Genomic DNA, 12148 nt, shown 5'->3' on the forward strand with positions numbered 1-12148 from the left:
GACGGGGCGGGCCCGGTGTCACAGGCGCCGTCCGGTCAGCCGGCCGTGGCGCGGGCGGCCTCGTCGATCAGCCGGGCAACAGCGCCGGGCTGGGAGACCGTCACGGCGTGGGAGGCGTCGATCTCGACGTTCGTCGCCTGGGCACGCTCGCCCATGAACTGCTGCGACTCGGCCGGGACGGCGAGGTCCTGGCGCGTGATCAGGTTCCAGGAGGGGATGGTCTTCCACGCGGCCTTCGTCGCCTTCCCCTCGAGCGCGTCGGCGACGATGGGACGCTGGGTGACCGCCATCAGCGCGGCGACGTCCTCCGGCACGTCCGCGGCGAAGACCGCCCGGAACTTCTCCTGCTCGATGTAGAGGTCGTCCACAGGCTGCCCGTCGGGACCGGTGACGGACACCGGGCGCAGGGCCGGCCCGAGCTCGTTGCCGGGGAACTTCCCGGCCAGCTCACCGGTGCTCTCGCCCTCCTCCAGGAGGAAGCTGGCGACGAACACCAGCGCCTTCACCTTCGGATTGCCGTCGGCCGCCTCGCTCATCACGCTGCCGCCGTAGGAGTGGCCCGCGAGGACGATCGGCCCGTCCACGTCGTCGAGGACACTGCGCACGAAGTCGGCGTCGCGGTGCAGGTCTCGGAGCGGGTTGGCCACCCCGACCACGGGATAGCCGTCGGCCTTGAGCTGGGTGATCACGCCGTTCCAGCTGGACGAGTCGGCGAAGGCCCCGTGGACGAGCACCACGGTGGGCTTGCTCGGGTCCGTGCGGGCCTCGAGGGTGCTGGTGGTCATCGTTCTCTTCCTCTCGGTGGACAGCGGCCCCGGTGCATCGGATCCGACGTCGCGGCGCTGGTGGAGCGAACGTAGGAAGCGCGGCGGCTGCTTCGCGTACGTCGATCGACTGTTCGTTCACTTGCCGAAGGCCGCCCGGAGCATCGCGATCGACTGCGCGATGGCGGCGCGTGCGCCGAGGGTCTGGCTGACCGGGTCGAGCATCATGAAGTCGTGGTGCACCCCGTCGTAGCGGACCGTGGTCACCGGGACGCCGGCCGAGCGCAGCGCGGCGGCATAGGCCTCGCCCTCGTCGCGCAGGACGTCGGCCTCGGCCACCAGGAGGAACGCCGGCGGAAGACCCGCGAGCTGCTCCGGGGTGGCCCGCAGTGGCGACGCGGTGACCTGGGCCCGCTGGGCGGGGTCGGTGGTGTAGGCGTCCCAGAACCACTCCATGGCCTTCGCCCTCAGGAACGGCCCCTCGGCGAACCGGACGTAGGAGGGGGTGTCCATCGCGGCGTCGGTGACCGGGTAGTACAGCGACTGGTGCACGAAGGAGACGTCACCGCGGTCCTTGGCCATCAGGGTGAGGGCCGCGGTCATGTTGCCGCCCACCGAATCGCCGGCGACGGCCAGCCGGGTGGCGTCCAGACCGTGCTCGGCGCCCTGCTCGGTGATCCACCGAGCCGTGGCGTAGCCCTGCTCGATGGCCACCGGGTACCTCGCCTCCGGTGACCGGCTGTACTCGACGAACACCACGGCGGCGTCGGCGCCGACGGCCAGCTCTCGGACCAGCCTGTCGTGCGTTCCCGCATTGCCGAGAACCCATCCGCCGCCGTGCATGTAGAGGAGCACGGGGAGCTGCCCGGACGCTCCGGCGGGCCGCACGATCCGGACCGGCACGTCGCCGACGTCGGCCGGGACGGTGATCCAGTGCTCGTCCACCGGGAGCTTCTCGACGGCGCCGGACTGGATGTCGTCGAGGACCTTCCGAGCCGACTCGGGGCCGAGGTCGTACAGGTAGGGCGGGTTGGCGGTGGCGTCGGCGAGCTGCTGGAACTCCGGCTCGAGGACGACGGGCGGGGTCTGCTGAGTGGTCATGGATCGGTCCTTCCGGTCGGGACGGCGCGTGCTGCGCCGTCGGACGGCCAGACGCTGGCACCTCTCCCCCGCCCCCCGGCATCCGTCGATCGACTGCGCTTCCGGACTGCCCCGCCACGTCCCCGGAGCGGTCCGGTAGCCCGGCCGGCCCCACCGGGCCCGAACCTGGACTACCGTGCACCCGCCGGGGCCGACGGCGTGGCCGTGCTCGGAGCAGGAGGGACCGGCGGTGCTGATCGGGCGGGAGTCGGAGCTCGCCGTGCTGCGCGAGGCGGTCCGCACGGCGACCACCACGGGTCTCGCGCTGGTCGTCGAGGGCGACGCCGGCCTGGGCAAGACGGCGCTGGCCGCGGCCGCGACCGAGATGGCCCGGTCGGCCGGCTTCCGGGAGCTCCGGTGCTCGGGTGTCCTGGGCGAGGCGTCCCTGGGGTTCGCCGCCCTGCACGAGCTGCTCCACCCGGCGCTGCACCGGGTCGGCGCCCTGCCCGCGCGCCAGCGGGCCGCGCTGCTGACGGCGTTCGGGCTGGAGGAAGGACCGGCGCCCGACCCCCTCCTCCTCTCCCTCGCCGTGCTCCGCCTGATGGAGGAGGTGGTCGCCACCGGGCCCGCCCTCGTCGTGGTCGAGGACCTGCACCACGTCGACCAGTCCAGCATCGACGTGCTCGTCTTCCTCGCCCGCAGGCTGGCCGACCTGCCGCTGCTGCTCCTCGCAACGGTGCGGAGCCGCCCCGATGCGCCGGTCCCCCCGGCGGACTTCCCGGGCCGTCGGCTCACCCTGGCTCCGCTCACCGAGGCGGAGTCCCAACGGCTGCTCGAGGCCGTCGCCCCGCAGTTGGCCCCGGGCATGCGCGAGGCGGTCGTCGCAGTGGCCGGCGGGAACCCGCTCGCGCTCACCGAGCTGGCGACCGCGCCCGGCGCCGTCCGGCCGGCCGCGGCGCCCGCGCTGCCCGATCAGCTGCCGACCACGGCACGGATGAAGCAGGCGTTCCTCGAGTCCTTCGACCAGCTGCCGGCCGCCAGCCGGCAGTTCCTGCTCGTGGCAGCGGCGGACGGCGGGAACGTGCCGCTGTTCCGCGTCGTGGCCGCCGCGGGCGGCTTCGACGAGGCGGTCGCGCTGCTCCGGCCGGTCGAGAGCGCGGGCCTGGGGGCGGTGACCGGCGGTCACTTCTCCTTCCGGCACCCCCTCATCGGCTCGGCCGTCTACGGTGCCGCGACGTCGGCGGAGCGCGCCGCGGCGCACCACCTGCTGGCCGGGCTGGCGGACGACCCCGAGCGCGTCGCGTGGCACCGCGCGGAGGCCAGCTACGGCCCGGACGAGTCGGTCGCGGCAGGACTGGAGGCCGCGGCGGCACGCGCACTCCAGCGCGGTGCCCGGTGGGAGGCGTTCGCCGCCCAGCGCCGGGCCGCCGCCCTCTCCCCCGCTCTCGGGAACCGGGTCCGCCGGCTCGTCTCCGCCGCGGAGTCGGCCCGGCGTGCGGGCCTGACCCGGGAGTCGGTCGATGCCCTGCGGGAAGCCATGCCGCTCGCCGACGAGGGGAACGCCGTCCGGGAGCTCGCCTTGGCCGAGTGGGCACTCAGCAGCGGGACCGACCTGGTGGTCGGCCGGTCCCCGGAGGAGCTGGTGGCGGTGGCCGGACGCCTGGGCGGGCCGTCGGGCCGTGACCATCCCGAGGCCCGTGTCCAGCTCCTCGCCGCGGCAGCCACGCGAACCTGGGAGCTGGCGGCGCCCGAGACCACCCGCGCGGCGGTCCGCGGAGGGCTGGAGACCCTGGACGACACTCCGCACCCCCTGAAGACGGTCGGCCTTGCGCTGCTCGATCCGTCCACCCGCGCCGCGGAGTCCCGATCCGCCCCGCTGGAGCTGCTGGACGTCGTCCGGTCCCGGTACCCGTGGGCCCTCGCGAGCCTCGCAGCGATGGCGGAGGCGCTGCACGACGTGCCGGCGGCCCAGGCGGTCTGGGACGACGGCTGCCGACTGCACACCCCGGCGGAGGCGCCGGGGGACGCGGCATCGTTCCTGTGCGGCCGGGCAGCGATCCGGGTGCTGAGCGGGCAGCTGGTCGACGCGCTGGCCGACGCCGGAGCGGCAGCCCGGACGGCGCTGGACGCCGAGCTGCCGTTGCTGGCCGCTGCCGCCGAGGTCGTGGCCGCCCGGGCCCACGCCTGGCGCGGTGCGGACGCCGCAGCGCAGGTGGCCCTGCGCCGGCACCGGGAGCTGGCCGGATCGCACCGCACCGCCGTGGTGAGCGCCCGGGCGCACTGGGCCGCCGGGCTGGTGGCCATGAACCAGCGCCGTTACCGGGCCGCGCAGCAGGAGTTCGCGCTCGTCGGGCAGCACCCCACGACCGCCGCGTGGGCGGTGGCCGACCTGGCAGAGGCAGCCGTGCGTGCCGGCCGCGGTGACTCGGCGGCCGCCGTGGTCGCCGACGCCGAGCGCCGGGCCCGCTCCGTCGACTCCCCGTCGCTGTGGTCCCTCGTGCACCGGGCGAGGGCACTGCTCTCCGTCGGCGAGGAGGCCGGGGAGGCCTACGCGGTCGCGGTCGCGGCCGGCCTCGGCAGTGACGCGCCGCTGGAGCTGGCCCGCACCCGGCTGGTCTACGGCGAGTGGTTGCGCCGTCAGCGGCGGATCGCGGCCGCGCGGGAGCAGCTCGCCGCCGCACTGGAGACGCTGACCGCCGCCGGCGCCAGCCCCTGGGCCGACGCCGCCGCGGCCGAGCTGCGGGCTGCCGGCGGCACCCCCGACGCGGCGCCGCGCCGAGGGGCACCCCTGACCGGGCTCACCACGCAGGAGCGGCGGATCGCCGAGCTGGCTGCCGAAGGCCTGACCAACCGCGAGATCGCCGCGCGCACAGCCCTCTCCCCCCGCACCGTGGCGACCCACCTGGCCCGCGTGTTCCCGAAGCTGGGCATCGCCTACCGGGCCCAGCTCCGCGACGCCCTGCGGGCACAGGCGGGCGGTCGAGGACCGGCGGCGCCGCCGGTCAGGTGACGGTGACCTCGGCCAGGTCCACCGAGACGAGGACCGGACCGGGCACCGCGCGGTCCGCGGCGTCCCTGCCGTGCACGACCCGCCGGGTCGGGACGACCAGCCCGGAGTACTCGCGGTGCTCGCTCACCACGTCGGCGCCGGGCAGGCCGCCGGCCACGTCGATGCTGTAGTCCCGGCGGCGGATCAGCCCGTCGCCGTCGACGTACAGCACCTGCTCGCGGCTGTGCGTGGCCATGGTGACCGGATAGGTGACCAGCAACCGGCGCAGCCGCCGGCCGCCCTCGGTCCACGGATCGATCTCCACCGTGCGCACCCCGGGGAAGGTCAGGTGCCACGGCTCGGTGAGCCAGGTCCACATCGCGTACCCGCCGACGTAGGCCTGCTGCAACGCCGTCCACGGCGTCGTGAACCCGTGGCCGGTGAACGACGCCCGCGGGTCCGGCAGGGACTCGAGGGTCCGGCCGCCCTCGCTCTCGACGTGGACCCGGCCCGGGGTGACGACCGTGCGCTGCCCCGGCCCGGGGAACTGGGCGTACGAGGCGCGCTCCCGGTGCAGGTCCACGGACACCTCGACGTCGGCCAGCGCGTCGGGCTGCCCCTTGACGGCGCCGAGCCGTCCGCCGGTGCGCTGCCGCCCGGTGATGCGCTGCGCCGCCCGCCAGCGGTCCAGTCCGCCGTGCGCTGCGAGGAGCAGCTCGAGGAGGTCACTCATGGTCGTCGTCGTCCGGGGACGGGGCCGGCCGGCTCGCGGCGGGGCGGCTCCTCGCGGCGTCGAGGCCGACCCGGGCTCGGACGCCGTCCTCGCGGCGCTGCCTGGCCTCGGTGGCCAGCTGGCGCATCGCGACCACCCAGGCGGGCTCACGATCGTCCACGGCGCCCTCCCCCCGCGGTCTCGACGGATGCGGCACCGACGCTAGGGAGCACCGGCCGGGTGCCACATCCGTACGATGACCGCTCCCGCCGGCCGGTGGCGGGATCAGTCCCCGACCGGACCCAGGACGTCGCGGAGCTGGGCCCGGCTGGTGATCCCCACCTTCGGGTAGATGCGGTAGAGGTGCGCCCCGATCGTCCGGTGCGAGAGGTAGACCCGGTCGGCGATCCCCTTGTTGGTCAGACCGCTGGCGGCCAGGCGGGCGATCTGGAGTTCCTGCGGCGTGAGCACCTGGGCCGGGTCGATCCTGGCCGAGGGCGTGCTGCGGCTGGGGACCACCCCCGCCGCGCGCAGCTCCGCGGCCGCCAGCTCCGCCCAGGGCGCCGCGCCCTCGGTGTCGAACACGTGCAGCGCCTCCGCGAGGTGGCCACGAGCCGCCACCACCTGACCGTGCCGGCGGAGCCACTCGCCCCACGCCAGCCGGCTGCGGGCGAGTTCCAGCGGCGAGCCCGCCCGCTGGCCGGTCTCGACCGCGGCCTCGAAGCGCTCCGCGGCCTCCGCGCCGGGAGCCAGCAGCGCGCGGCTGCGGTGCACCAGGGCCTGGAGGTGCGTCGAGCGCAACGCCGCGGCGACGCGCTCGGCCTCGGCGACGACCGGTTCGATCGTGGGGGCGGCACCGGAACGGACGGCGGCCTCGGTCAGGTCCCCCAAGGCCAGCAGCGCGGTACTGGGGTGGACCAACACGTCGCGCAGCGCCGGCAGCGCCTCCTCGTACCGGCGGCGGCCGAGGGCTCCCAGCCCGGCCGCCCACGCGACCAGCGCGCGGACCAGCGCCGAGGGCTGCTCGCCCGAGAGCTTTAGGGCGCGGGCGCGGGCGCGGGCCGCTGCCTCGTCCGCGCCCGACCAGGCATGCCCCCGCGCGGCGGCGGCCGCCGCGAGGCCGGCCAGGACCGGCAGGTCGAGTTCCCCGGCCAGCTGTTCTCCGTGCGCCGAGTCGGCGAGCCCTTCGGCGAGTCGGCCGCTCGCCAGCCGCAGAGCACCGCGCCCGGTGAAGACCTGCGCCTCGTCGCTGAGCACACCCGTGCCGCCGCGGAAGAACATGGCGCCGAGGTCCCACAGGCTGGAGGCCGCCGCGAAGTCCTGGATCGCCTCGGCCATGCGCGCGGCCGCGAGCACCAGTTCGCTGCTGCCGGGGTGGTTCTCGGTGCGGTCGGTGTAGGCGTAGTCGGAGACGAAGCCGGTGAGTCCGGGCAGCGCCGCACGGGCGCGGGCCGCGTGGGCGGCGGGGTCCACGAGGGCCAGCCCGATGGCGACCATGGGGTCCCGACCTCCCGGGTCGACCGCGCTCAGGGCGTCGGCGAGCCGGTTCCTCGCCGGCTCGTCCACCCCCTGGATCCAAGCCAACGCCGCGGCCCCGACCAGCACCTGCGCTCGCTGCCTCGGGTGCTCGTCGCCCCTGCTGCCCGCCAGCCCCTCCGCCAGCGCGACAGCTTCCCCGGCGGTGCGGACGGGCGTGCCCGCCGTGACGCCGAGCATGACCTCGGTGGAGGCGACCGTGGCGACGACGTCCGCGCCGGTCGCGAGGGGCAGCGCCTCCTCCAGCAGCTGGACGGCGTCGCACGCCCGGCCGCCCTGGCGGGCGGCGACGGCCGCCGCGATCAGCCGACGCGCCCGGGCCTCGGTCTCCGCCGAGAGCGCCGCGGCGCGGCGCAGCGTGACGACGGCGTCGGGCCGTGCCCCCCGCTGCAGGGACCGCCGAGCCGCCGCCTCCAGCTCGGCGGCGATCGTCTCGTCCGGCGCGAAGGCGAGCGCCGCGCGGTGCCAGGCCGCGGCGCCCGGGTCCGGCGTCGCCGCCGCCAGCGCTGCGTGGGCCGCCGCGCGGTCGGACCAGGTTGCCGCTCCACGGACGGCCGAGCGGAGCAGCGGATGGCGGAAGCGCACGCGCTCCCCCACCAGGGTGACAGCGCCGGCCTCCTCGGCCGGTGCCAGGTCCTCGGGCGTCAGGTCGAGCAGGCGCCCGGCGGCGATGAGCTCGGGCAGCGTCTCGACGTCCGCGACCGCGGCGAGGAGCACGAACCGACGGCTGGCCTCGGGCAGGGCGTCGACCCCGGCGAGGAGGGCCCGCTCGAGGCGTGCGGTGGTCGGCAGCGGGCCCGCCGGGGCCGGACCGCCGTCCCGGGCGCTCACGGCGGCGGCGAACTCGCGCACGGCCAGAGGGTTCCCGGCGGCCTCCGCGAGGATCTGCCGCCGGTCGTGCTCGCCGAGCCGGTGCGGGAGACCGTCCAGCAACAGGGCGGCCTCCTCCTCGTCGAGGGGGCCCAGGTGCAGCCGCGCGATCTGGGTGGAGGGCAGCGGGGTGGGGTCGCCGGACCCGGCGCGAACCGTCGCCACCATCAGGATCGGGGCGTTGCTGAGCCGGCGGGCGACGAACTCCAGGGCCTCGGCGCTGGACCTGTCCAGCCACTGCAGGTCCTCCATCACCACGAGCAGCCGCTGCCGGTGCGCGACCTCCTCCAGCAGCCCCAGGACGGCGAGGTGGATGAGCAGTCGGTCCGCGGGTCCGTCGGACTCCCCGAAGGCGGAGCGCAGGGCGGCCCGCTGGCGCCCCGGCAGTGCCGCGGCGTCGTCGAGCACCGGGCGGAGCAGTTCGTGCAGGCCGGCGAACCCGGCCGTCGCCTCGCTCTGCACCCCGGTGCAGCGCAGCTCGCGGAAGCCGGCGTGGCGGGCCTGCGCCGACAACGCCGCCACGAGGGTGGTCTTGCCGATACCGGCCTCGCCCGAGACGACGGCGGCCCGGCCTCCGGCGGCCACCGAGTCCAGCATCGCCGTCAGCACGGCCAGCTGCTCGGTCCGTCCGATCACGATCCGCTCACCCCCGTGCACTCCCGGGCCTGCACATGCGATCTACGCACGCCGTGCCGTGGGCCGGCAATGCCGGTCTCCGCCCTCCTCCGCTCACGCGGTGTGGACCGCCCAGGCCGCAGAGGGCTCCGCCCGTGCCATTCCCGCCGCGGCCCCGTCGCGGCCGCGGCCCCCTCCGCGACGGTAGGGCAGGCCGGAGCCGGTCGTCAGGGTGCTATCACCAGCTCCGTTATGAGGTCGCCGTCCAGGACGAAGCGGTAGCGGAGGTCGACGACGCCACCGGGGAAGTCGCCCTCCAGGTGCTTGGTGGCGACCCAGTGCCCGTCGTCGGCGCGCTCCGCCCCGACGAGGGTGGTCGTGTACGTGAACTCGGCCCCGGCCCTGGACAGGAAGCCGCGGATCTCCTCGGTCCCACGGTAGGTCGTGCCGTCGTCGACGACCACGGCGGTGGGCGTGAAGGCGCGCAGCGCGCTGTCCACGTCGCGGGCGTCGTGCGCGGCGAGGTAACCGCGGATCGCGGCCGGGAGCTGATCGGGTCGGGTGCTGTTCGGATTGGCCATGCACCGACGGTGCGGTCTCCCGGCGCGGGATGGTCAAGGCTCGAAGTCTCCCCCGGGGAGAGGGTGCACGCGCGCCAGCTGTACCGCCCGGGCAGGTTGGTCGGCAGGTCACGGTGGGTGGCTTCCGATCGCGGTGTGGGGTCGCGGCGTTCTCGTGCCACGCCCGCTCCAGCAGCGACTCGGCGCTGACCCCCCGCCCCGCGGATGAGGGTCTTGTTCCGGTGGCCGTCGGCGACGATCCGCCGGGCGATGTCGTCCCCGGAGATGACGTGCGGCGGCGGATCAGGCGCCTCGGCGAGGCTGCCGGGCCGCGACCACGCGGGCCGGTTCGCGGGCGGGCGGCACCTGATCAGCCGCCGCTGGCGTCGGGAGCTGGCGCGGGGCACTCGCCGCCGCGCTCGACGGTGAGCTCGAAGTGCCACATCTCGTTGGCGTACGTCTGGCAGAGGCCGTAGTCCGCCCCGTGCTGAGCCAGCCAGCTCATCGCGTCCGTCGGGCCGATGTCGACCGCCCGGCCCGAAACGTGCTCGGACTCATCCGGGCCCAGGACGTACGCCCGGGCCGCCTCCGGGCTGCCGTACCGGGCGACCGCCGCATCGAAGAGCGACTGCTGGTGGGCAGCGCTGCGCCATCCACTGGAGACGTGGAGGTCCACCCCGTCGGCGGCCGCGTCCCGGGCGGCGTCCTGGAGGGCCGTGCGCAGCTCGCTGTCCAGGCCGGTGATGGCCGGGACGTCGGCGAACGGGGAGAGCTCCTCGCCCTCGGGGACCAGCCCGTCGGCGACGGTCGGGGCTCCCCCGCCCGGTGCCGGCGCGTCGGCGGACCCGTCCGGTGCCGCTGCCGAGCACCCGGTGGTCCATGCCACGAGCATGGCAACGCAGACCAGCGCGGCGCGCGGCCCGCACCGTCGCCGTCGCCGCGCACGTCGCGACCGGGCCGCCAGGTGCACCCGGACGAGCGCGACGCCGAGCACCGTGCCGACTGCGTTGGCGGCGACGTCGACCACGTCGGGGATGCGTCCGGGCAGTGCGACCTGCGCCAGCTCGATGAGCGCCGACGCCGCAGCCCCGAGGGCCAGCGGCAGCAGCGGCCCCCGGCGCCGGAGGACCCACGCGGCGAGCGCACCCACCGGGACGAACAGCAGCACGTTCGCCAGCACCTCGACCGGGCGCCGGGGAACGGAGTCCAGCCAGGGCGCGAACAGTGCCTCGACGCCGGCCAGCACGGTCCGGCGGGCACCAGCGACGGCCTCGGCCGGACCGAGCGTGATGCCCGCGACGGCGAGCACCACGGCGGCGGCCACGAGCACCAGCAAGCCTGGATGGCGCCCCCTCGGTCGGCCCGGAACCGGGGCCCGGGGCGTCGCGCCCGCTTCGCCGGCAGGTGGACGGTGGTGGCTGGTCGTCATGGTCGAACTCCTCTCCGCCGGGCTGGCCGGCGCGGGCTCGGTGCGGGTGGACGGACCCCAGTGCAGTCGGCCGGTTGTTGCCACGACGTCTTCGATTCGGCATACGCCCGCGATATGCGCGCGGCAGCTGTCGCCGACGTGCCGATGCCTGCGAACGCGCGCGCAACCGGTCCCGGTCATCGAGCGCCGGCGGGAGACAGGTCCGCGCCCTGCCCTGGGCGCCACCCGGCACGTCACGGCCCGGTTCCTCGGCGGGGCGCTGCTGCCGGCGCCGGGCGGGGACCTCCGCGCCCGGGACCGGCAGCGCGGTGACCGCCCGGTGGGGGCTTGGCCAACGGGCGGGTCCCCGTCGTACCGCTCGGCATCGCGGTAGTCCGCTCGTTGCGTCACGGAAGTGGCGGTCCGCCCACCGGGGAGGAGCCGACCGGGGACCGCCGCCCGCGCGCCCGCGGACCGCGCCAGTGGCGCTGCAGGGCGAGCACGCGGACGACGAAGATCGCGGCGGCGACCCCCGCGCCCAGCGCCGGGCCGTCGGCGTCGAACGTCGAGGCGACGCCGACGACGAGCGCCCCGACCACCGCCGGCACCGCGTAGAGCTCGGAGTCCGCCCGGAACAGCGCCGGGGTCTCACGGGCGAGGACGTCGCGGAGCACGCCGCCGCCCACGGCGGTCGTGACCCCGAGCAGGGCGGCCGCCACGGGCGCGAGGCCGTGGTCGAGCGCCTTCTCGGTCCCCGCGACGCAGAAGAGCCCCAGGCCCGCGGCGTCGAAGACGAGCAGCGGCCTGCTCAGCCGCGCGAGCCAGGGGTGGGCGACGGAGGTGACCGCAGCCGCCGCCAGGGCCACGACCAGGTACTGCCACCTGCTGAACGCCGGAGGCGGCGTGTCGCCGAGCACGAGGTCCCGGACGATCCCACCGCCCAGCGCGGTGACCACCGCCAGGATCGCGATGCCCACGACGTCGTAGTCGCGGCTGATCGCCATCAGGGCGCCGGAGACCGCGAAGGCGAAGACGCCGATCAGGTCGAGGATCTGCATGTCGTCACCGACCTCCTGGCGGGTCCCGGTTGGTCAGGCCCGGCGCAGCGAGCTGCGGGACCAGCAGTTCCTGCGGGCTCAGCTGCTCGCGGGCCTCCGGGGTGCGCGGCCTGCTCTGCTCGCCCGCGGCGCGCAGCTCTCGGCGGGCCCGGTCGCCCCAGGCAGCGGCCCCCAGGGCGTCGGCTGGTCCGCGGCGCTGCCGGTGCGCGCGGGACTTTCGGGCAGAGGTCGGATCCGGAAGCCCCCGGCTCGGATGCGGTGGGGGGCGCCGGCCGCACATCCGGTGGATCACTGCCCCTTCTCGTCCCGCCCGAGGGGGTGCCGCCGTCGGGCGGCCCGGATACTTGCGGCCGAGAGGAGGCGGTCGTCGCCGTCGCGATGCTGCCGTCGCTCCGCGGCCAGCTGGCGGACGGCGATGAGCGAGGCCGGCTCCCTGCTCTGCGATGTCGTGGTCGGGTCGTCCCGGTCCGAGGTCATGTCGGGAACGCTCGCCGCGCGCCGGGGCACGCACATCCGTCAGATGACCGGTCGTCGGCCTGCGTACCCGGCACGCGAG

10 protein-coding genes are annotated in these 12148 nt (G+C 76.1%); 1 reads left to right on the forward strand and 9 read right to left on the reverse strand.

Annotated elements, in window-relative coordinates; translation table 11 throughout:
* Nucleotides 1–35 precede the first annotated feature (35 nt).
* Together ACI8AP_RS03345 and ACI8AP_RS03350 are read right to left on the reverse strand one after the other, a co-directional pair.
* Nucleotides 36–785, reverse strand: coding sequence for an alpha/beta fold hydrolase (locus ACI8AP_RS03345; protein WP_456587912.1), 750 nt, complete (start codon nucleotides 783–785; stop codon nucleotides 36–38).
* 117 nt (nucleotides 786–902) lie between these two features.
* Nucleotides 903–1865, reverse strand: a complete 963-nt coding sequence (locus ACI8AP_RS03350; RefSeq protein ID WP_456587913.1) for an alpha/beta hydrolase — start codon at nucleotides 1863–1865, stop codon at nucleotides 903–905.
* A 229-nt stretch (nucleotides 1866–2094) separates the two neighbouring features.
* Here ACI8AP_RS03350 and ACI8AP_RS03355 point away from each other — a divergent pair, with 229 nt between their 5' ends.
* On the forward strand, nucleotides 2095–4854 hold the full coding sequence (locus tag ACI8AP_RS03355; RefSeq protein WP_456587914.1) for an AAA family ATPase: 2760 nt from the start codon (nucleotides 2095–2097) through the stop codon (nucleotides 4852–4854).
* On the opposite strand, the gene ACI8AP_RS03360 is transcribed toward ACI8AP_RS03355, so the two are convergent.
* The 7 genes from ACI8AP_RS03360 to ACI8AP_RS03390 all read right to left on the reverse strand — a co-directional run bounded on the left by ACI8AP_RS03360 (nucleotide 4847) and on the right by ACI8AP_RS03390 (nucleotide 12069).
* Nucleotides 4847–5566: a hypothetical protein gene (locus ACI8AP_RS03360; protein WP_456587915.1), complete on the reverse strand. Its 720-nt coding sequence runs from the start codon at nucleotides 5564–5566 to the stop codon at nucleotides 4847–4849. The two genes, ACI8AP_RS03355 and ACI8AP_RS03360, sit on opposite strands and share 8 nt — an antisense overlap.
* Nucleotides 5559–5726 carry a hypothetical protein gene (locus ACI8AP_RS03365; protein ID WP_456587916.1) on the reverse strand — a complete coding sequence of 56 codons (168 nt, stop codon included), beginning with the start codon at nucleotides 5724–5726 and terminating at the stop codon, nucleotides 5559–5561. Before ACI8AP_RS03365 ends, ACI8AP_RS03360 begins: the two co-directional genes overlap by 8 nt.
* A 104-nt stretch (nucleotides 5727–5830) precedes the next feature.
* Nucleotides 5831–8587, reverse strand: coding sequence for a helix-turn-helix transcriptional regulator (locus ACI8AP_RS03370; RefSeq protein WP_456587917.1), 2757 nt, complete (start codon nucleotides 8585–8587; stop codon nucleotides 5831–5833).
* A 206-nt stretch (nucleotides 8588–8793) separates the two neighbouring features.
* Entirely contained in the window at nucleotides 8794–9147 is a 354-nt protein-coding gene (locus ACI8AP_RS03375) for a nuclear transport factor 2 family protein (protein WP_456587918.1), read from the reverse strand.
* A 349-nt stretch (nucleotides 9148–9496) separates the two neighbouring features.
* The gene (locus ACI8AP_RS03380; protein WP_456588021.1) at nucleotides 9497–10456 is read right to left on the reverse strand and encodes a VanZ family protein; all 960 of its coding nucleotides are present in this window, start codon (nucleotides 10454–10456) and stop codon (nucleotides 9497–9499) included.
* A 485-nt stretch (nucleotides 10457–10941) separates the two neighbouring features.
* The gene (locus ACI8AP_RS03385; RefSeq protein WP_456587919.1) at nucleotides 10942–11592 is read right to left on the reverse strand and encodes a trimeric intracellular cation channel family protein; all 651 of its coding nucleotides are present in this window, start codon (nucleotides 11590–11592) and stop codon (nucleotides 10942–10944) included.
* A 288-nt stretch (nucleotides 11593–11880) separates the two neighbouring features.
* On the reverse strand, nucleotides 11881–12069 hold the full coding sequence (locus ACI8AP_RS03390; RefSeq protein ID WP_456587920.1) for a hypothetical protein: 189 nt from the start codon (nucleotides 12067–12069) through the stop codon (nucleotides 11881–11883).
* Nucleotides 12070–12148: the final 79 nt, after the last annotated feature.

It is taken from the genome of Blastococcus sp. SYSU DS1021, from assembly GCF_054050995.1.